The organism is Silvimonas terrae (genome assembly GCF_014202765.1).
GTDB classification, from domain to species: Bacteria; Pseudomonadota; Gammaproteobacteria; order Burkholderiales; family Chitinibacteraceae; genus Silvimonas; species Silvimonas terrae.
Genome location: NZ_JACHHN010000004.1, coordinates 120909 through 141912 on the forward strand (window position 1 = coordinate 120909; position 21004 = coordinate 141912).

The following is a 21004-nucleotide window of genomic DNA, read 5'->3' on the forward strand; positions in this document are numbered from 1 at the left end:
TTTCCTTAAGCTTTTTGCATTAGAAGCGGTAGTGGGCGAAGGCCTTGTTGGCTTCAGCCATGCGGTGCACTTCGTCACGCTTCTTCATCGCGCCGCCACGGCCTTCGGCAGCATCGAGCAATTCGCCTGCCAAACGCAGATCCATGGACTTCTCACCACGCTTGCGTGCCGCGTCACGGACCCAACGCATCGCCAATGCCAAACGACGGCTGGGGCGGACTTCGACAGGCACCTGGTAGTTAGCGCCACCGACGCGACGGCTCTTCACCTCAACGATCGGTTTTGCATTGTTGATGGCGGTAGTGAACACCTCAATGGCGTTCTTGCCGGTCTTTTTCTCGATTTGTTCGAGCGCACCGTAGATGATGCCTTCGGCAACCGACTTCTTACCGTCGATCATGACAACGTTCATGAACTTGGTCAGTTCCTGCGAACCGAACTTGGGATCCGGCAACACTTCGCGTTTCGGAACTTCTCTACGTCTAGGCATAATATTACTTCCTTAATGTGACATTCAGTCGGGGAACCCAATCCCCACAGCCGCCCAACGGAGCGGCCACTTACTCGACGGCTTTTGTACTGTGTGCCGCCGACCACAGAGACCTTACGCCTTCGGGCGCTTGGCACCGTACTTGGAGCGCGACTGCTTACGATCTTTCACGCCAGCAGTATCCAGGGAACCGCGCACGGTGTGGTAACGCACACCCGGCAAATCCTTGACACGACCGCCACGGATCAGAACAACACTGTGCTCTTGCAGGTTGTGGCCTTCACCGCCGATGTACGAAATGACTTCGAAACCGTTGGTGAGACGAACCTTGCATACTTTACGCAGCGCGGAGTTCGGCTTTTTCGGGGTAGTGGTATACACACGAGTGCACACACCACGCTTTTGAGGGCAGGATTCAAGAGCGGGAACCTTGCTCTTGATCACTTCCTTCTCGCGGCCCTTGCGGACCAGCTGATTGATTGTTGGCATTGTTTAAAACGTCCTCGAGTTTACATCCCCTTGCGGGGCCTTTTTCTGGCTGCCCGACCCAAAATCGGACCACCAAATGAAGCTAGCGACGCTCCAGATAGCTAGAGCGTCGCCAGGAAAGACCAAGATTTTAAGAAAATCAAGTCTTTGTCGTCAAGTGTTTACTTGACGATGAACGGTTACAGCGTTTCGTTCGACCCCGCGGTAGCAAATGCGGCTTCCGCTGCGGCCAGTTCTGCCGAGGGTTCCGAGGAAGCCTGGGCAGCAGTCGGACGCTTGCGTGAACGGTGGTAAGCCAGACCCGTACCTGCCGGAATCAGACGACCCACGATCACGTTTTCCTTCAGACCGCGCAGATCATCGATCTTGCCCATGATGGCGGCTTCGGTCAGGACACGCGTGGTTTCCTGGAACGATGCGGCCGAGATGAACGAGTCAGTCGACAGCGAAGCCTTGGTAATACCCAGCAGGATATTGTCGTAGCTTGCCGGCTGCTTGCCGTCTTTGACCATCTGGTCGTTGATCGTCAGCACTTCGGCGCGTTCGATCTGTTCGCCCAGGATCAGGCCGGTATCGCCTGCGGCCGAAACCACCACGCGACGCAGCATCTGACGCACGATCACTTCGATGTGCTTGTCGTTAATCTTCACACCTTGCAGTCGGTAAACTTCCTGCACTTCCTGCACGATGTAACGAGCCAGCGCTTCGATACCTTGCAGACGCAGGATATCGTGCGGATCGATCGAGCCGTCAACGATGGTTTCGCCGCGGTTCACCACCTGACCGTCGTGGACCATCACATGCTTGTCCTTCGGGATCAGGTACTCGTGTGCCAGACCTTCCAGATCGGTGATGATCAGACGCTGCTTGCCCTTGGTGTCCTTACCGAACGAGACGGTACCGGTCACTTCGGCCAGCATACCGGCATCCTTCGGCGAACGGGCTTCGAACAATTCGGCCACGCGTGGCAGACCACCGGTAATGTCGCGGGTCTTCACGGTTTCTTGCGGAATACGCGCAATCACCTCACCCACGCCCACAACCTGGCCGTCCTTCACGGTAATGATCGAGCCGACCTGGAAGGTGATGGTCACCGGTGTATCGGTGCCCGCCAGCTTCACATCGTGGCCTTGCTCATCCATCAGGCGAACCATCGGGCGCACGCCCTTGGTGGAACCAGCCTTGCGCTTCGGATCGATCACAACCAGCGTCGACAGGCCGGTCACATCGTCCACTTGCTTGACGACGGTGGTGCCTTCTTCGACGTTGTCGAAACGAACCTGACCTGCGTACTCGGTAATGACCGGACGAGTGTGCGGATCCCACGTACCCAGCACGGTACCGGCCTTGACGGCTTCGCCATCTTTAACCAGCAGCGTCGCGCCGTACGGCACCTTGTGACGTTCGCGCTCGCGACCGGAGTCATCCAGCACCAGCACTTCGGCGGAACGGGCCATGACCAGTTGCTCGCCCTTGGTGTTGGTCACGTAACGCATATTTGCGCTGTACGCGATCTTGCCGTTGGACTTGGTTTCAACCTGGCTAGCTGCTGCAGCACGCGAAGCCGCACCACCGATGTGGAACGTACGCATGGTCAGCTGGGTACCCGGCTCACCGATCGACTGTGCGGCAATAACGCCAACAGCTTCACCGGTGTTCACACGGTAACCACGACCCAGATCGCGGCCGTAACATGCAGCGCACAGACCGTAACGGGTTTCGCAGGTCAGCGGGGTGCGGACTTTCACTTCATCCACGCCCAGGCTGTCGATCAGGTCAACCTGGTCTTCGCCCAGCAATGCGCCGGCTTCGATCGCGGTTTCCTGAGTCGCCGGATCAACCACGTCCATGGCTGCAACACGGCCCAGAATACGATCGCGCAAGGCTTCGATCACGTCACCGCCCTGCACCACCGCCTTCATGGTCACGCCGTTCTTGGTGCCGCAATCATCTTCGGTCACCACCAGATCTTGCGTCACGTCAACCAGACGACGCGTCAGGTAACCGGAGTTAGCGGTCTTCAACGCGGTATCGGCCAGACCCTTACGGGCACCGTGTGTCGAGTTGAAGTACTGCAGAACGGTCAGACCTTCGCGGAAGTTGGTGGTAATCGGCGTCTCGATAATCGAGCCATCCGGCTTGGCCATCAGGCCCCGCATACCCGCCAGCTGGCGAATCTGTGCCGCAGAACCCCGGGCGCCGGAGTCAGCCATCATGTACAGGGAGTTGAACGATTCCTGATCAACTTCCTTGCCTTCGGCGTTAACGACCTTTTCCTTGCCCAGTTGGTCCATCATCGCCTTGGCGATCTGGTCACCAGCACGACCCCAGATATCCACAACCTTGTTGTAGCGCTCGCCTTGCGTCACGAGACCGGAGCTGTATTGCTGCTCGATTTCCTTGACTTCGGCGTTGGCGGAGGCCAGCAGCTCAATCTTCTTGGCCGGGATCAGCATGTCATCCACGCAGATCGATACGCCACCGCGGGTGGAGTAAGCGAAACCGGTGTACATCAGTTGGTCAGCAAACACCACCGTGTCTTTCAGACCACAACGACGGAACGATGCATTGATCAAACGACCAATTTCTTTCTTCTTCAGCGACTTGTTGATGTAGCTGAAGTCCAGACCCTTAGGCAGGATTTCCGACAGGATGGCACGGCCGACGGTGGTATCACGACGCACCATCTTGTGTTGCCATTCGCCGCTTTCGTCCTTGAACCATTCTTTCAGGCGCACGGAAACGCGCGTCTGCAGGGTCACGAATTTGTTTTCATATGCGCGCTGGGCTTCTTTCACGTCGATGAACGACATGCCTTCGCCCTTGCCGTTAATGGCTTCGCGCGTCATGTAGTACAGACCCAGCACGATATCCTGGGACGGCACGATGATCGGCTCGCCGTTGGCAGGCGACAGCACGTTGTTGGAGGCCAGCATCAGCGTGCGGGCTTCCATCTGCGCTTCCAGCGACAGCGGGACGTGAACAGCCATCTGGTCACCGTCGAAGTCGGCGTTGAACGCCGCGCAAACCAGCGGGTGCAGCTGGATCGCCTTGCCTTCGATCAGCACCGGCTCAAACGCCTGAATACCCAGACGGTGCAGCGTCGGCGCACGGTTCAGCAGAATCGGATGCTCGCGGATGACGTCTTCCAGAATGTCCCACACCACCGCTTCTTGCGATTCAACCATCTTCTTGGCGGCCTTGATGGTGGTCGCCAGACCCATCACTTCAAGGCGATGGAAGATGAAAGGCTTGAACAGTTCCAGTGCCATCAGTTTCGGCAAGCCGCACTGATGCAGACGCAGGTATGGGCCCACGGTAATGACGGAACGACCCGAGTAGTCAACGCGCTTGCCCAGCAAGTTCTGACGGAAACGACCGCCCTTACCCTTGATCATGTCAGCCAGCGACTTGAGCGGACGCTTGTTGGCGCCAGTCATGGCCTTGCCACGACGACCGTTATCCAGCAGCGAATCAACGGACTCTTGCAGCATGCGCTTTTCGTTACGCACGATGATGTCCGGCGCGCGCAGTTCCAGCAGACGCTTCAGACGGTTGTTCCGATTGATCACGCGACGATACAGATCGTTCAGGTCAGACGTCGCGAAGCGACCGCCATCCAGCGGCACCAGCGGACGCAGTTCCGGCGGCAGCACCGGCAGCACTTCCAGCACCATCCAGTCTGGCTTGATACCGGACTTGTGGAAGGCTTCCAGCACCTTCAGGCGCTTGGCAATCTTCTTGATCTTGGTTTCGGAAGAGGTCGAATCGAGTTCCGCACGCAGCGAAGCGATTTCGTTCTCGGCATCCAAGTTACGCAGCAGTTCACGGATACCTTCGGCACCCATCAACGCGACGAACTCGTCACCGTACTCTTCAACCTTGTCGAAGTAGTCTTCTTCGGTCAGCAGTTGACCGCTCTGCAGCGGGGTCATACCCGGCTCAGTCACGATGAATGCTTCGAAGTACAGCACGCGCTCGATATCACGCAGGGCGATATCCAGCACCATACCCAGACGCGACGGCAGGCTCTTCAGGAACCAGATGTGCGCAACCGGGCTAGCCAGTTCAATGTGGCCCATGCGTTCGCGGCGAACCTTGGACAGCGTGACTTCAACGCCGCACTTTTCGCAGATCACACCACGATGCTTCAGACGCTTGTACTTGCCGCACAAGCATTCGTAATCCTTGATCGGCCCGAAAATACGGGCGCAGAACAAACCATCGCGTTCCGGCTTGAACGTACGGTAGTTGATGGTTTCCGGCTTCTTCACTTCGCCATACGACCAGGACCGGATTTTCTCCGGCGACGCCAGACCAATCTTGATCGCGTCAAATTCTTCGTCCTGGGTGACTTGCTTGAAGAGTTCGAGTAAGCCTTTCATCTCTGTCTTTCTCCTGTGAGGGTGAGGAAGTCAGGTGTGAGGTACCTGCTCGCATCAAGCGGCGGGCACCCCTCACACCTCACATGGTTCAGTTCGTTTCCAGATCGATATCGATACCGAGCGAGCGGATTTCCTTCACCAACACGTTGAAGGATTCCGGCATGCCGGCGTCGATGCGATGGTCGCCCTTGACGATGTTTTCATAGACCTTGGTACGGCCATTCACATCATCGGACTTCACGGTCAGCATTTCCTGCAAGGTGTATGCCGCACCGTAGGCTTCCAGCGCCCACACTTCCATTTCACCGAAGCGCTGACCACCGAACTGGGCCTTACCACCCAACGGCTGTTGCGTCACCAGCGAGTACGGACCGGTCGAACGAGCGTGCATCTTGTCGTCAACCAGGTGATGCAGTTTCAGATAGTGCATCACACCGACCGACACCTTGCGCTCGAACGGCTCGCCAGTACGGCCATCAAACAGCTGCATTTGCGTCTTGGTGGCGTTGAAATTCAACAGACCCGTACGCGCATCGGCGTCCGGATAAGCCAGATCCAGCATGGTATGAATTTCAGCTTCCTTGGCGCCATCAAACACCGGGCTGGCAAACACCATACCCTTGCGCAGACCGCCCGCCAGGCGCAGTACTTCGTTATCAGACAGGTTGGCGATGTCTTCTTGCTTGCCCGTCGAGTTATAGATCTGGTCGATGTATTCGCGCACTTCTGCCACCTGGCGCTGTTCACGCAGCATGGCATCAATACGTTGACCGATACCCTTGGCAGCCCAGCCCAAGTGAACTTCCAGAATCTGACCGATGTTCATCCGCGACGGCACGCCCAACGGGTTCAGCACGATGTCGACGGTAGTACCATCCGCCATATACGGCAGATCTTCCACTGGCAGAATCTTGGAAACCACACCCTTGTTACCTTGACGACCGGCCATCTTGTCGCCTGGTTGCAGGCGACGCTTCACCGCAACGTACACCTTGACCATCTTGATCACGCCCGGCGGCAGTTCATCGCCCTGGGTGAGCTTGCGCTTCTTGTCTTCAAAACGCAGGTCAAAGTCGGCCTTCATCTGGGCCACGAGATCCTTCATGGATTCAAGTTGGCGCGCAGCTTCTTCATCAGCCAGACGGATGTCGAACCAGTCTTGGCGCGGAGTCAGATCGGCCAGGTATTCCTTGGTGATCTCGGCGCCCTTGGCCAGCTTTTTCGGACCGCCATTGACGACCTTACCGACAATCATGCGCTCGATACGTTCGAACAAGTCGTTCTCAACGATACGCAGTTGGTCGTTCAAGTCGGTGCGATAACGACGCAGTTGTTCATCAATGATGGCCTGGGCGCGCTTGTCACGCTCTACGCCTTCACGAGTAAACACTTGAACGTCGATCACGGTACCGGTCATGCCAGACGGCACGCGCAGCGAGGTGTCCTTCACATCGGAGGCTTTCTCACCGAAGATCGCACGCAGCAGCTTCTCTTCCGGCGTCAGCTGGGTTTCACCCTTAGGCGTCACCTTACCGACCAGCACGTCACCAGCCTCAACTTCAGCACCGATGTACACCACACCGGACTCATCCAGACGGCCCAGCATGCGCTCGGACAGGTTGGAGATATCGCGGGTGATTTCTTCCGGGCCCAGCTTGGTATCACGCGCCATCACCGACAGTTCTTCGATGTGGATCGACGTGTAGCGGTCATCTGCCACGACGTTTTCGGAGATCAAGATCGAATCTTCGAAGTTGTAACCGTTCCACGGCATGAACGCGATGGTCATGTTCTGACCCAGCGCCATTTCACCCAGGTCAGTAGACGCACCGTCAGCAATCACGTCGCCCTTGGCGATGCGATCACCGCGCTCGACCACCGGACGCTGGTTGATGTTGGTGTTCTGGTTGGAACGGGTGAACTTGGTCAGGTTGTAGATATCCACACCGGTTTCGCCGGCTGGCGTTTCGTCGTCGTTCACACGAATAACGATACGGTTGGCATCCACGTAATCAACCACACCACCGCGCAGCGCGGCCACAGCCGTACCCGAGTCGACCGCACAAGTGCGTTCGATACCGGTACCGACCATCGGCTTTTCAGCGCGCAGGCAAGGCACAGCCTGACGTTGCATGTTCGAACCCATCAACGCACGGTTCGCATCATCGTGTTCCAGGAACGGAATCAGCGAAGCAGCAACGGACACGATCTGGCTCGGGGCCACGTCCATGTACTGCACGCGATCCGGCGTGACGATGATGGTTTCACCGTGTTCACGGCAGGTCACCATGTCGTCGATCAGCGTGCCGGCAGCGTCCAGCTCGGCGTTAGCCTGAGCGATGACGTACTTGCCTTCTTCAATGGCCGACAGGTATTCGATCTGGTCGGTGACCTTGCTGTCGATCACTTTGCGATACGGGGTTTCGAGGAAGCCGTATTCGTTGGTGCGCGCATAGCAAGACAGCGAGTTGATCAGACCAATGTTTGGACCTTCCGGCGTTTCAATCGGGCACACACGACCATAGTGAGTCGGATGCACGTCACGCACTTCAAAGCCGGCGCGTTCACGCGTCAAACCACCCGGGCCAAGGGCCGAAACACGGCGCTTGTGGGTAATTTCAGACAGCGGGTTGGTCTGGTCCATAAACTGCGACAGCTGTGACGAACCGAAGAATTCCTTGATCGCGGCCGAAACAGGCTTGGCGTTGATCAGGTCATGCGGCATCAGGTTGTCGGATTCAGCTTGCGACAGACGTTCCTTCACCGCGCGCTCAACGCGAACGAGACCGGCGCGGAACTGGTTTTCGGCCAGTTCGCCCACGGAACGTACGCGACGATTGCCCAAGTGATCGATGTCATCGACTTCGCCACGGCCATTGCGCAGTTCGATCAGGATTCCGATCACAGCAATGATGTCGTCAACGGACAGCGTGCCGGTGCCTTCCAGACCCTGCGGACCCACGCGCTCGTAGAAACGACGCTGCCAGCCCGGTGCCTTCTCTTCCAGACGATCCGGATAGGCGCGACGGTTGAACTTCATGCGACCCACGGCCGACAGATCGTAACGATCTTCAGTGAAGAACAGACCCTTGAACAACGCTTCTACTGCGTCTTCAGTCGGCGGTTCGCCTGGGCGCATCATGCGATAGATGGCAACCTTGGCGGCGTACTGGTCAGCCACGTCGTCATTGCGCAGGCTGGCGGAAATGTACGCACCTTGATCCAGGTCGTTGATGTACAGCACGCGCACTTCTGCCACGCCAGCCTGGTCGAACTTGATCACGGTTTCTTCGGTGATCTCTTCGTTACCACGCAGGATGATTTCACCGGTTTCCGGGTGAACCACGTTGTGAGCAGCCACACGGCCAATCAGGAAATCGACCGGCACAGCCAGACGCTTCAGACCAGCAGTCTGAATGTCGCGAATGCTCTTGGCGGTAATGCGCTTGTCTTTCTGGACCAGCACCTTGCCATCTTCAGCCACGATGTCGAACTTGGCGACTTCGCCCTTCAGGCGTTCCGGCACCAGCTCCATGAACAGACCATCCTTGCCCATCTGGAAGGTGTCGGTGTCATAGAACTCTTCCAGCATGCGTTCCGGGCTGTAACCCAGCGCCTTGAGCAGGATGGAAACCGGCATCTTGCGACGACGGTCGATCCGGAAGAACAGCAAGTCCTTCGGGTCGAACTCGAAGTCCAGCCAGGAGCCGCGGTACGGAATAATCCGTGCCGAGAACAGCAGTTTGCCCGAGCTGTGGGTCTTGCCCTTGTCATGCTCGAAGAACACACCAGGAGAGCGATGCAGCTGAGACACAATCACGCGCTCAGTGCCGTTGATGACGAATGAACCGTTACGGGTCATCAGCGGGATTTCACCGAAGTAAACATCCTGCTCTTTGACTTCCTTCACGGTGGGCTTGGCTGCTTCGCGATCCATGATCACGAGGCGTACACGCGCACGCAAAGGCGCAGCAAACGTGATGCCACGCTGCTGACATTCAATCACATCAAACGGCGGCTCGCCCAGCACATAGTGGACGAACTCAAGGCGCGCATTCTCGTTGTGAGACACAATCGGGAAGATGGAGGTAAACGCAGCCTGAAGGCCGACAACGGTACGGTCGGCAATCGCAGAACCCAACTGCAAAAACTCGTTATACGAGTTGATCTGGGTGGCCAGCAAAAACGGAACATCAAGAACGTTCGCGCGCTTTGCAAAGCTCTTACGAATGCGTTTCTTCTCAGTGAACGAGTAATTCATACTCACAAGCTCTCCATGGAGTAAGGCGCAGAAGACAAACCGCAAATCGCAGCCCTGGACTGCGGGAAAACGGTCTGTGGTTTATCCACTGCGTCACACTACCTTCTCAGGTAGTTATCAACAGCCAACAGCGTCATTGCAACAAGCGCAAAAGGGCAGACGGATTACTCCGTCTGCCTTTCTAACGTCACAAGGACGATTACTTCACTTCGGCAGTTGCGCCAGCCTCAACCAGTTTCTTCTGGATGGCTTCAGCGTCAGCCTTGGCAACAGCTTCCTTAACAGCCTTCGGAGCGCCGTCAACCAGGTCTTTAGCTTCCTTCAGACCCAGGCCGGTCACTTCACGAACAACCTTAATCACCGAAACCTTGTTGGCGCCAGCGCCGGTCAGGATAACGTCGAATTCGGTCTTTTCTTCAGCAGCAGCAGCGCCAGCGCCAGCAGCAGGGCCAGCAACAGCAACAGCAGCAGCGGAAACGCCAAACTTCTCTTCGAACGCCTTAACCAGGTCGTTCAGTTCCATCACGGTCAAGCCAGCAACGGCTTCGAGGATATCTTCTTTGGACAATGCCATTTGGTAATACTCCTGAAATTCTTTGTATGAATCGAAATCGGGTTAAACAGCTTCGGCCGGAGCTTCTTCTGCAGCAGGGGCGGCTTCGCCACCACCTTGCTTCTCTGCCAGGGCGGCAAGGGCGCGGGCAAAGCCAGCAACCGGTGCTTTCATGACATACAGCAGCTTCGACAGCAGTTCTTCACGGCTCGGGATCGATGCGAGGGCGGCAACGCCAGCAGCATCCAGAACCTTGCCATCATAAGAACCAGCCTTGATGACGATCTTGTCGTCTTTCTTGGCAAAAGCGTTCAACACCTTGGCTGCAGCAACAGGGTCTTCGGAAATACCGTAAACCAGCGGGCCGACCATATGGTCAGCCAGACCGGCAAACGGTGTACCTTCAACCGCGCGGCGTGCCAGCGTGTTCTTCAGAACGCGCAGGAAAACGCCGGACTCACGAGCCTGCTTGCGCAGGAGAGTCATGCTGGCAACCTCGATCCCGCGATACTCGGCGACGACGAGTGTCTGAGCCTTGGCAACTTCTGCCGAGATCTCAGCAACGACGGCCTTCTTGTCTTCGAGATTGAGACTCAAGGTCTACCTCCATTTGCTATGAACAGGTGCGCTTTGGGCACACCTCCAATCAAACGGCGACCAGTCCATCAGGAGCCCACCCCAAGGGGCGGAAAAACCATGACTTATTGGGACCACCGTCTGCGCAGGATAAAGACCTGTTACAGCCAGCCTTTCATTAAGCAACTTGCGTCGCACCTGCGGTCTTTGACATTCCCGGCCGGAACAAACCAGCCGGGCCCAAAGTTAATTACGCAACCAGCGAAGCGGTATCAACGCGAACGCCGACGCCCATCGTGCTGGATACGGCCAGCTTCTTCAGGTAAACACCCTTGGCAGCAGCCGGTTTTGCTTTTTGCAGTGCATCGACCAGCGCATCCAGGTTGGCGCGCAGATCAGCAGCTTCAAACGAAGCACGACCGATGGTAGCGTGAACGATACCAGCCTTGTCGGTACGGTATTGAACCTGACCGGCCTTGGCGTTCTTCACAGCCTCGGCAACGTTCGGAGTCACAGTACCAACCTTCGGGTTCGGCATCAGGCCACGCGGACCAAGGATCTGACCCAGTTGACCCACGATACGCATCGCGTCCGGGGAAGCGATCACCACGTCGAAGTCCATATTGCCAGCCTTGATGGACTCAGCCAGGTCTTCGAAACCTACGATCTCTGCACCAGCAGCCTTGGCCGCTTCAGCGTTGGCACCTTGCGTAAACACAGCAACGCGCACGTGCTTGCCAGTACCCTTCGGCAGCACAACGGAACCACGAACAACCTGATCCGATTTACGTGCATCAATACCCAGGTTCACGGCGATATCGATCGATTCGTTGAACTTGGCGGTAGCAGCACCCTTGACCAGCGCAATGGCTTCATCAACGGCGTAGAACTTGTTGCGATCAACACTAGCCTTCAGGGCGGCGAGGCGCTTGGAAATCTTTGCCATGTTACACACCCTCCACTTCAAGACCCATGGAACGGGCGGAACCAGCCAGAATGCGCACAGCAGCATCCATATTGGCAGCAGTCAGGTCAGCCTGCTTGGTCTTCACGATTTCTTCGAGCTGAGCGCGGGTTACCTTGCCAACCTTGTCGGTATGCGGCTTCGGCGAACCCTTGGTGATACCAGCAGCCTTCTTCAGCAGAATGGTTGCGGGCGGGCTCTTCATCACGAAAGTGAAGGACTTGTCTGCAAACGCAGTAATCACCACCGGAATCGGCAGACCCGGCTCAATGCCTTGGGTCTGGGCGTTGAACGCCTTGCAGAATTCCATAATATTCAGACCGCGCTGACCAAGAGCCGGGCCGATAGGAGGCGACGGATTGGCTTTACCAGCGGGCACTTGCAGCTTGATATAGCCGACAATTTTCTTTGCCACAGTATTTCTCCAAAATGGGTATAGCGCGGATTACTCCGCTCCCCGAAAGCACCTTGCGGTGCACCTACTGCAGATTGATCCGGCCCTAGACCTTTTCAACCTGCCCAAAATCGACATCAACCGGCGTTGCGCGACCAAAAATCAACACGGAGACCTTGAGACGACTCTTGTCGTAGTCAATATCTTCAACGGTTGCATTGAAGTCCGCGAACGGACCATCGGTCACGCGCAACACTTCGCCCACTTCAAACAGAATTTTGGGCTTGGGCTTCTCAACACCCTCCTGCATCTGATGCAGGATAGCCTCAACTTCGCGCTGCGAAATCGGAGCCGGGCGATTACCGGAACCACCCACAAAACCAGTCACCTTTGGGGTGGACTTCACCAAGTGCCAGGTTTCGTCAGTCATATCCATTTCCACGAGCACGTAACCCGGGAAAAACTTGCGTTCGGTCAAGGCTTTACGACCATCCTTGATTTCCATGACTTCTTCGACCGGCACCAGAATCTGACCGAACATGTGCTGCACACCAGCACGTTCAATGCGCTCTTTCAGCGCCTTCTGGACACTCTTCTCAAAGCCGGAATAGGCGTGAACCACATACCAACGCATTGCCATACAAATACCTCGCGGTTGTTATTTACGCCCAAGGATCACGTCGTAGAACACCCACGCCAGACCTGAATCCACAGCCCACATGAACAGCGCGAGCACACCAACGAACGCAAACACAATACCAGTGACCTGCCAGGTCTCTTTACGAGATGGCCAGACCACTTTCTGCGCTTCTTTGACAGAATCGCGCGCGTAATCAACGAAATCGCGACCGGGCTGCGAAAACCAGACCGTGGCAGCGGCCAGCAGCAAGCCGGCAATCACTGCAAGAACACGCAATGCACCCTGATTGGCAGGCACGATGTAAAAACCAGCCACACCGATAGCCACCAATGCGACAGCAGCCGTTACTTTTAGTTTGTCGACGCTTTCCATGAGCCTGCTTAATCTGGATCACAAAATAAAATAGAGCCGTTCCCCACTGGAAACGGCCCCAAAACTAAACCGTGGCAGGCGAGGAGGGTTTCGAACCCCCAACCCCCGGTTTTGGAGACCGGTGCTCTACCAATTGAGCTACTCGCCTACGGGGAAAGGGCGGAATTATATACCACCCTCACCTTTATTGTGAAGCTCTTTACTCAACGATCTTGGCAACAACGCCAGCGCCAACGGTACGGCCACCTTCGCGGATCGCGAAGCGCAGACCTTGTTCCATGGCGATCGGGGCGATCAGGGCAACAGTGATAGTCACGTTGTCACCTGGCATCACCATTTCAGTACCTTCCGGCAGGCTGATCGCGCCAGTCACGTCGGTAGTACGGAAGTAGAACTGCGGACGGTAGTTGCTGAAGAACGGGGTGTGACGACCACCTTCATCCTTGGACAGCACGTAGATCTCGGCAGTGAACTTGGTATGCGGGGTGATGGAGCCCGGCTTGGCCAGAACCTGACCACGCTGGACGTCTTCACGCTTGGTACCACGCAGCAGCGCGCCGATGTTGTCGCCAGCCTGACCTTGATCCAGCAGCTTGCGGAACATTTCCACGCCGGTGCAAGTGGTCTTGACGGTCGGAACGATACCCACGACTTCCAGTTCTTCGCCAACCTTGATGATGCCGCGCTCAACACGACCGGTCACAACAGTACCGCGACCAGAGATCGAGAACACATCTTCAACCGGCATCAGGAAGGTACCGTCGATGGCACGCTCCGGTTCCGGAATGTAGCTGTCCAGTGCGTCGGCCAGACGGAAGATGGCGGGTTCGCCGATTTCCGATTGGTCGCCGTTCAGGGCCAGCATGGCGGAGCCGTGGATGATCGGGGTGTCATCACCCGGGAAGTCGTACTTGGACAGCAGGTCACGCACTTCCATTTCAACCAGTTCCAGCAGCTCGGCGTCATCCACCATGTCGCACTTGTTCAGGAACACGAGGATGTACGGAACGCCAACCTGGCGGGCCAGCAGGATGTGCTCGCGGGTTTGCGGCATGGGGCCGTCAGCAGCCGAACACACCAGGATCGCGCCGTCCATCTGCGCAGCACCGGTAATCATGTTCTTCACATAGTCAGCGTGACCCGGGCAGTCGACGTGCGCGTAGTGGCGGGTTGCGGTTTCGTATTCAACGTGTGCGGTGTTGATCGTGATACCGCGAGCCTTTTCTTCCGGCGCGCTGTCAATCTGGGAGTAGTCTTTGGCTTCGCCACCGAACTTCTTGGACAGAATGGTGGTGATCGCTGCGGTCAGCGTGGTCTTGCCGTGGTCAACGTGACCGATGGTACCAACGTTGACGTGCGGCTTCGTACGCGCAAACTTTTCCTTAGCCATGATATTTCCTTCTCGAGAACCTGAAATATACCAGCGAATAATGGTGGAGCTGATGGTGGGAATTGAACCCACGACCTCTCCCTTACCAAGGGAGTGCTCTACCCCTGAGCTACATCAGCGCATTCTTTGGAGCGGGTGAAGGGAATCGAACCCTCGTCATAAGCTTGGAAGGCTTCTGCTCTACCATTGAGCTACACCCGCTTTATCCGGAACAAAAACTATCTAAATACGAACAACATATATTTAATTAGTCTCATCACGGGGAGCGGATATACTTCACGCCGCGTAATCTGGTGGAGGGAGAAGGATTCGAACCTTCGAAGGCAGAGCCGTCAGATTTACAGTCTGATCCCTTTGACCGCTCGGGAATCCCTCCTGAATGAGGAGCGCATTATGGCTAGAGCCCCCGCCCCTGTCAAACACTTTCGCCCACAAGATCACAACAAAAGCGTCATGTCTTTGAAAAAAGGCGAAATTTTTTACGCTCTTCCACCTACAGAAGGCCGTCCTCGCCCTCTCAGACCGCCCTTGGCGCCCAGGCCCAACTTGCCAAAATAGTGCAAATAAACCTGCCTACTGCTCATTTTTCTACCTTCTCCGAACCAATCCTGCCCTCTGTGCAGTTCGTTTTAGCGGAACACCACCAGGACTTGCCCTTTCACCACAAGTATGGTGCGTATGTATCTCGTGCGCGCGTGCGCGCGGTGACCTGCCCCGACACCCCCCCCACCTCGGGACAAACCGACAAGCACCCACGCCGCTGCCATGAGAGTGCATCAGTCAAATTCCTTTACCTTTTGCGGACTTATGAATATTTTCTTGCAGAAGTGTTGACACCAAAATGCCCATAGTGTTTAATTCGGTCCTCTCGAAGGCCAGTTAGCTCAGTTGGTAGAGCAGCGGATTGAAAATCCGCGTGTCCGTGGTTCGATTCCGCGACTGGCCACCAGATTATGGAAAAGCCGACTCTTTGAGTCGGCTTTTTTGCATTTCGCTTTATGCAAATCGCATTCGATGCCCAATTGCCAATCTGCAATGGATTTGCGCAATGCATTTGTAATATCTATCTGCCGGGCAAAACAAATCGCGAAACCTGGTGGTGCGCCCATCACCGTTCATCTGGCGACCCTCACCGCTCTTCCTGTCGCGCTTACCCAGCCTTTTCACAGGCGATTATGGTTCTGTCCCGAGCGTGTACATGACGCCACACTTGGCGCTTTAGTAATTGCCAACGTGATTATCAGTATCGTCTAATCCCTTACCAGTAACGCCAGCAAACAATTCGCCAATTGCCGAATTCCGCTGACCAGCAAAATCTGTTGAACATTCAATTGAAATACCCCGAGGAAGCGAAAATGAAAGTATTCAAGCGGCCGGTGAGCAATTTCTTTCCGGTACTGAAATTCCTGGCGCTGCCGGCTGTTGCTGCCGCTATTGCCCTGTCGGGTTGTAATGGCGCAGCAAATGGCAACTCGCTCCTTAATGGTTCGAGCACATCCAGCACCTCTACTACCGGCTCTACGACAACAACGCCAGCGGCCAAGCTGACTTTGCTGCTGAGTAGCACCAATGTCTCTGCGACTAGCGCCGTGAATGTGACTGCTCGTGTTCTGGATGCCAACAATATCTTGCTGGCCAACAAGGCAATCACCGTGGCAACGTCCAGCGGCGCCATTGCAAACATCTCCAATGGCGGTGTTACGGATGCTAGCGGCCTTGTCACCTTCAGCGTCACAGCCCCCGCAGGTGCGACATCTGGCTCGATCACTGTTACTGTTACTGCCGATTCGATCCAGCAAACAGCCACGCTGAACATCATGGGTAATACCGCAGCGTCCATCAAGCTGGGCGCTGGCAATGGCGTAGCCGAACTGGACACCACCCGCTGGGAAGTGCCGTACAACGCACTGGTAACCGACGCCAGCGGCAACCCGATGCCCAACGCAACCGTTCAACTTACCATTACACCGTTGAACTGGTATCAGGGCTACTTTTACGTCCCCACCGGTGCAACAACCTGGGCACAGCACGTTTCCAGCAGAATTGATTGTACTTCTGGGGGCAATTGCAATCCCGCGACGATTTCTCCGTCCACCACTCTCGTTACGGATTCCACCGGTTTTGTCACTTTTAACGTGATCTATGCGAAGAGCTTTGCCTATTGGGCAGATGTCAGCGTGACGGCGACGACTAGCCTGATCGGTGGCGCAACGACAGACACGATGCAATTCACCTTAACCGGGCAAGCTGCTGTTTATAAAGATGTAACCGTCGCCCCGCCGGGACAATGCAGCCCGTTCAACTCAACTCCGAACCAGTTTGGCACCCAGACTATTGGCAGCACGACCATTTCAACTGGTTGTTAATCAAGAAAAGCTAGCTTAAAAACAAGCCCCCTTGGCAGTGACTGCCAAGGGGGCTTGTTTATTTAGACAGGCAGGTTCAATCGCCTGCTTCACCGAACCAACCATATTGCTCCAGATCGATCCTCCCTCCACTCCCAAACTCCACCCCTTCCGCCTCCAGCAAAAACCGCTGCAAGTCATCATTCCCATCCAGTCCGCGCGGACTGATGCGGCCCTGGCTGTTCACTACCCGATACCACGGAATGCCATCGTCCATACAGCGCCCCACCATGCGTGCATTGCGTGGAAAGCCGGCAAGGCGGGCTACCGCACCATAGGTACATACCTTCCCTTTCGGGATTTGCAGCACCACCGTCTGCACGGCAAGGCGGATGGCATGGCTTTTTGCGGTCATGCGTTGCTCCAAATAAAAACGGGACGGCAGAACCGTCCCGTTGCATGGTGTTGTTTATGCTTACTTGCGTTCCACTTGCGACACATCACGCACCGCGCCGGTATCGGCACTGGTGGTCATGGCCGCATAAGCGCGCAGCGCGGCGCTGACAAAGCGTTCACGATCCACCGGTTTCCAGGCGTCTTTGCCTTTCGCTTCCATCTTTGCACGGCGGTGGGCGAGTTCTTCGTCGGTTACCCGCAAGTTGATAGTGCGATTGGGGATATCGATATCGATGGCATCGCCCTCTTGCACAAGGCCAATCGCGCCACCTTCGGCGGCTTCCGGCGATGCATGACCAATCGAGAGGCCCGATGTCCCGCCAGAGAAACGGCCATCTGTCAGCAGGGCGCAGGCTTTGCCCAAGCCCTTGGACTTAAGGTATGAGGTCGGGTACAGCATTTCTTGCATACCTGGGCCACCCTTGGGGCCTTCGTACACGATCACGACCACGTCACCCGCAACCACCTGGTCTGCAAGAATAGCTTCAACTGCATCATCCTGGCTCTGGAACACGCGCGCCCGGCCAGAGAACTTCAGGATGGAATCATCCACGCCCGCTGTTTTTACAATACAACCCCGCTCGGCAATATTGCCGTAGAGCACGGCCAGACCGCCGTCCTGACTGTAGGCGTGTTCTTTGCTGCGGATACAACCCTCGGCACGATCGTTATCCAGTGTGGGGTAACGCATGGATTGCGAGAAAGCGATGGTCGTCGGGATGCCCCCCGGCGCAGCGCGGTAGAAGTGATGGGCGACGCTGTCGTTTTCGGCCTGCATGATGTCCCACTTGGCCAGTGCGTCGGCCATGGTCGGGGCATGTACAGTACTGACATCACGCTTGATCAGGCCCGCGCGATCCAGTTCGGCCAGAATGGCCATCACACCACCGGCACGGTGCACGTCTTCCATATGGTATTTCTGTGTGGCCGGGGCCACCTTGGCCAGGCACGGTACTTTGCGGCTGATCGCGTCGATCTGCGCCATCTTGAAGTCCACACCGGCTTCAGAAGCAGCCGCCAGCAAGTGCAGCACGGTGTTGGTGGAGCCGCCCATCGCCACATCGAGACTCATGGCGTTTTCAAAGGCTTCCACCGTAGCGATATTGCGTGGCAGGACAGACTGGTCTTCCTGCTCATAATAGCGACGTGCCAGCTCGACAATGGTGCGGCCAGCCTGCAAGAACAACTGTTTGCGGTCTGCGTGGGTCGCCAGCAGCGAGCCATTGCCTGGCAATGACAGCCCCAGTGCCTCGGTCAGGCAGTTCATGGAGTTGGCGGTGAACATCCCGGAGCAAGAGCCACAGGTTGGGCAGGCAGAACGCTCCATGGAGGCCACTTCAGCATCCGACACATTCGGGTTTGCGGCTTCAATCATGGCGTCGATCAAGTCAACGTGACGCTCTTCACCGCGCCAGTTCACCTTGCCGGCCTCCATTGGCCCGCCGGAAACAAAGATCACCGGAATATTGAGGCGCATGGCGGCCATCAACATCCCCGGGGTGATCTTGTCGCAATTGGAAATACACACCAGTGCATCGGCACAGTGGGCGTTCACCATGTACTCCACCGAATCTGCGATCAGATCGCGGCTGGGCAGGCTGTACAGCATGCCGCCGTGGCCCATGGCGATACCGTCATCGACGGCAATGGTGTTGAATTCTTTGGCAATGCCGCCGGCTTTTTCAATTTCGCGCGCCACCAGCTGGCCCAGGTTATGCAGATGCACGTGGCCGGGCACGAACTGGGTGAAGGAGTTGGCAATGGCGATGATCGGCTTGCCGAAATCGTCATCTTTCATGCCGGTAGCACGCCACAAGGCGCGGGCACCGGCCATATTGCGGCCGTGGGTAGAAGTGCGGGAACGATAGGCTGGCATATTACGTGTCCTGAAAAACCGGAAAGGCCCTGCTGTCACATGCAGCAGAAACCACCGTTTGATGAATGACTCAAGCATACCGCGAACCGCGTCCGTACCCGGGGTGTGGGTGGCGCAATCCGTTGAGTGAAACAGGCTTTTGGCGCGTTTGGGTTAAAAGGCGTTGCTGTATAATGCCCGATTTTATCCAAAAGCCCGCCTCACATGCTAATTCACCCGCATTTCAACCCGGTCGCCGTGAAAATCGGTCCGATCGCGATCCACTGGTACGGGCTGATGTACCTGGTCGGCTTCCTGCTGTTTTTGGTGCTGGGCCGCCGTCGCATCAAGCTTGGCCGCCCCGCGGGCTGGCAATTGAACGAACTGGATGACCTGTTGTTCTATGGCGTGCTTGGGGTGATTCTGGGCGGGCGTCTTGGTTATGTATTGTTCTATAAGCCGGATTTTTATTTCAGCCATCCGTTCGATATTTTCAAAGTGTGGGAAGGCGGTATGTCTTTCCATGGTGGCTTTATCGGCGTGCTGGTTGCCATGTGGGTATTTGCCTACAGAACCCGGCGCCGCTTTTTTGCCGTAACCGACTTTATCGCCCCACTGGTGCCGTTGGGGCTGTTGTTTGGCCGGCTGGGCAATTTCATCAATGGCGAGCTATGGGGCCGCGTCACCAGCCCTACCCTGCCGTGGTCCATGGGTTTTCCGTCTGCCGCCAACGCCGATGCAGCTGCCGCGCTGCGCAGCCCGCAATGGCAACAATGGTTGGTGGAATACGGCATGTTGCCGCGTCACCCGTCCCAACTGTACGAGATGTTGACCGAAGGCTTGTTGTTGTTTGTGGTGCTGTACGGCTACTCCACCCAACCACGAAAAACCGGCCAGATCTCCGGCTTGTTCATGTTCGGCTACGGCCTGTGCCGCTTCTGTGTGGAATTCACCCGCGAGCCGGATGATTTCCTCGGACTGCTGCAATTTGGCCTTTCCATGGGCCAGTGGTTGTCGCTGCCGATGATTCTGCTGGGGCTGCATTTGTTCTGGTGGTCGTCCCGCGGGCGCGACCGCGTCTGAGTCTGGGCCTGAGCCAAAGAAAAAGCACCGTCACCGCGGTGTTTTTTTTTATTGCCGATCCGCAGCACATATTGCGTGGCCCACATCGCGAAACTGGCGCCTGTGCTAGTGTCCAGTGGATTGTCTTTCACAGGTATCTTCACATGTCCGAAACCCTGCTGGCCGATGGCAATATCTGGTGGTGGCTGGTCGCCATCGGGCTGATGCTGACGGGCCTTGTCGGCACCGTTCTGCCCATGTTGCCCGGCACACCATTTCTGTTCTTCGGCATGCTGGTGGCAGCCTGGATCGACGGTTTTACCCGCGTGGGCTATATCACCCTGGGTATCTTGCTGGTCCTGATGCTGTTTTCTGCCGTGCTGGACTGGATGGCCAGTGCACTCGGGGCCAAACATGCCGGTGCCAGCAAACAGGCGGTCAGCGGCGCCGTGCTGGGCTCTTTTGTCGGCATGTTCTTCGGCATTCCGGGGCTGATCCTCGGACCGTTCATTGGCGCAGTGCTGGGCGAGCTTTATGCCCGCCGCAGCGTGGTACAAGCCGGCAAAGCCGGCGTAGCCACCTGGCTTGGCCTGGTGCTCGGGGCGATCGCCAAAGTCGCCATCGCCCTCATGATGCTGGGCATCTTCCTGTCGGTGTGGTTATTCAACCACCCGTAACGCAATACAGCATTTATTTCAGGCATTCCCTAAAACCAACCTCAAGCCTACGCCACGACTAGACCAGCGTTGGATTGCTTACCCGATAGAATCTA

Annotated in this window: 16 protein-coding genes and 5 tRNA genes; 4 read left to right on the forward strand and 17 right to left on the reverse strand. The window is 56.5% G+C overall.

The genetic code is table 11. The features are described from left to right. Positions 1-19: 19 nt before the first annotated feature. The 15 genes from rpsG to HNQ50_RS10685 all read right to left on the reverse strand — a co-directional run bounded on the left by rpsG (position 20) and on the right by HNQ50_RS10685 (position 14890). Positions 20-490, reverse strand: a complete 471-nt coding sequence (rpsG, locus tag HNQ50_RS10615; RefSeq protein WP_184100459.1) for a 30S ribosomal protein S7 — start codon at positions 488-490, stop codon at positions 20-22. A 114-nt stretch (positions 491-604) separates the two neighbouring features. Beyond that, complete coding sequence (rpsL, locus tag HNQ50_RS10620) at positions 605-979, reverse strand: 30S ribosomal protein S12 (RefSeq protein ID WP_184100461.1); 375 nt, start codon at positions 977-979, stop codon at positions 605-607. Between the two features lie 179 nt (positions 980-1158). Continuing rightward, positions 1159-5364 (reverse strand): DNA-directed RNA polymerase subunit beta', encoded by a 4206-nt coding sequence (gene rpoC / locus HNQ50_RS10625; RefSeq protein ID WP_184100463.1) that lies wholly within the window; start codon positions 5362-5364, stop codon positions 1159-1161. An 88-nt stretch (positions 5365-5452) separates the two neighbouring features. After that, entirely contained in the window at positions 5453-9625 is a 4173-nt protein-coding gene (rpoB, locus tag HNQ50_RS10630) for a DNA-directed RNA polymerase subunit beta (RefSeq protein WP_184100465.1), read from the reverse strand. Positions 9626-9824: 199 nt separating this feature from the next. After that, complete coding sequence (gene rplL, locus HNQ50_RS10635; protein ID WP_221303131.1) at positions 9825-10199, reverse strand: 50S ribosomal protein L7/L12; 375 nt, start codon at positions 10197-10199, stop codon at positions 9825-9827. Between the two features lie 42 nt (positions 10200-10241). Then, entirely contained in the window at positions 10242-10775 is a 534-nt protein-coding gene (rplJ, locus tag HNQ50_RS10640; RefSeq protein WP_184100467.1) for a 50S ribosomal protein L10, read from the reverse strand. A gap of 229 nt (positions 10776-11004) precedes the next feature. Then, positions 11005-11700 carry a 50S ribosomal protein L1 gene (rplA, locus tag HNQ50_RS10645; RefSeq protein ID WP_184100469.1) on the reverse strand — a complete coding sequence of 232 codons (696 nt, stop codon included), beginning with the start codon at positions 11698-11700 and terminating at the stop codon, positions 11005-11007. 1 nt (position 11701) lies between these two features. After that, positions 11702-12133 (reverse strand): 50S ribosomal protein L11, encoded by a 432-nt coding sequence (gene rplK / locus HNQ50_RS10650; protein WP_184100471.1) that lies wholly within the window; start codon positions 12131-12133, stop codon positions 11702-11704. Between the two features lie 85 nt (positions 12134-12218). Next, positions 12219-12752, reverse strand: a complete 534-nt coding sequence (gene nusG, locus HNQ50_RS10655; protein ID WP_184100473.1) for a transcription termination/antitermination protein NusG — start codon at positions 12750-12752, stop codon at positions 12219-12221. An 18-nt stretch (positions 12753-12770) separates the two neighbouring features. Further along, a complete protein-coding gene (secE, locus tag HNQ50_RS10660) occupies positions 12771-13124 on the reverse strand; it encodes a preprotein translocase subunit SecE (RefSeq protein WP_184100474.1) in 354 nt (117 codons plus the stop codon). 72 nt (positions 13125-13196) lie between these two features. Beyond that, positions 13197-13272: transfer RNA gene (locus HNQ50_RS10665), tRNA-Trp, on the reverse strand. 51 nt (positions 13273-13323) lie between these two features. Beyond that, positions 13324-14514: an elongation factor Tu gene (gene tuf / locus HNQ50_RS10670; RefSeq protein ID WP_184100476.1), complete on the reverse strand. Its 1191-nt coding sequence runs from the start codon at positions 14512-14514 to the stop codon at positions 13324-13326. A 44-nt stretch (positions 14515-14558) separates the two neighbouring features. Then, a tRNA-Thr gene (locus HNQ50_RS10675) sits at positions 14559-14633 on the reverse strand. An 8-nt stretch (positions 14634-14641) separates the two neighbouring features. Next, positions 14642-14715, reverse strand: a tRNA-Gly gene (locus HNQ50_RS10680). A 90-nt stretch (positions 14716-14805) separates the two neighbouring features. After that, positions 14806-14890, reverse strand: a tRNA-Tyr gene (locus tag HNQ50_RS10685). 497 nt (positions 14891-15387) lie between these two features. Here HNQ50_RS10685 and HNQ50_RS10690 point away from each other — a divergent pair. Both HNQ50_RS10690 and HNQ50_RS10695 read left to right on the forward strand, forming a co-directional pair. Continuing rightward, a tRNA-Phe gene (locus HNQ50_RS10690) sits at positions 15388-15463 on the forward strand. A gap of 370 nt (positions 15464-15833) precedes the next feature. Continuing rightward, positions 15834-16880: an Ig-like domain-containing protein gene (locus HNQ50_RS10695; RefSeq protein ID WP_184100478.1), complete on the forward strand. Its 1047-nt coding sequence runs from the start codon at positions 15834-15836 to the stop codon at positions 16878-16880. Positions 16881-16956: 76 nt separating this feature from the next. Here HNQ50_RS10695 and HNQ50_RS10700 read toward each other — a convergent pair whose 3' ends face one another. Further along, a complete protein-coding gene (locus HNQ50_RS10700) occupies positions 16957-17274 on the reverse strand; it encodes an MGMT family protein (protein ID WP_184100480.1) in 318 nt (105 codons plus the stop codon). A 60-nt stretch (positions 17275-17334) separates the two neighbouring features. Continuing rightward, complete coding sequence (ilvD, locus tag HNQ50_RS10705) at positions 17335-19191, reverse strand: dihydroxy-acid dehydratase (protein ID WP_184100482.1); 1857 nt, start codon at positions 19189-19191, stop codon at positions 17335-17337. A gap of 204 nt (positions 19192-19395) precedes the next feature. Here ilvD and lgt point away from each other — a divergent pair, with 204 nt between their 5' ends. Continuing rightward, positions 19396-20253 carry a prolipoprotein diacylglyceryl transferase gene (lgt, locus tag HNQ50_RS10710; RefSeq protein ID WP_184100484.1) on the forward strand — a complete coding sequence of 286 codons (858 nt, stop codon included), beginning with the start codon at positions 19396-19398 and terminating at the stop codon, positions 20251-20253. A gap of 143 nt (positions 20254-20396) precedes the next feature. Continuing rightward, the gene (locus HNQ50_RS10715; protein ID WP_184100487.1) at positions 20397-20909 is read left to right on the forward strand and encodes a DUF456 domain-containing protein; all 513 of its coding nucleotides are present in this window, start codon (positions 20397-20399) and stop codon (positions 20907-20909) included. Positions 20910-21004 lie beyond the last annotated feature (95 nt).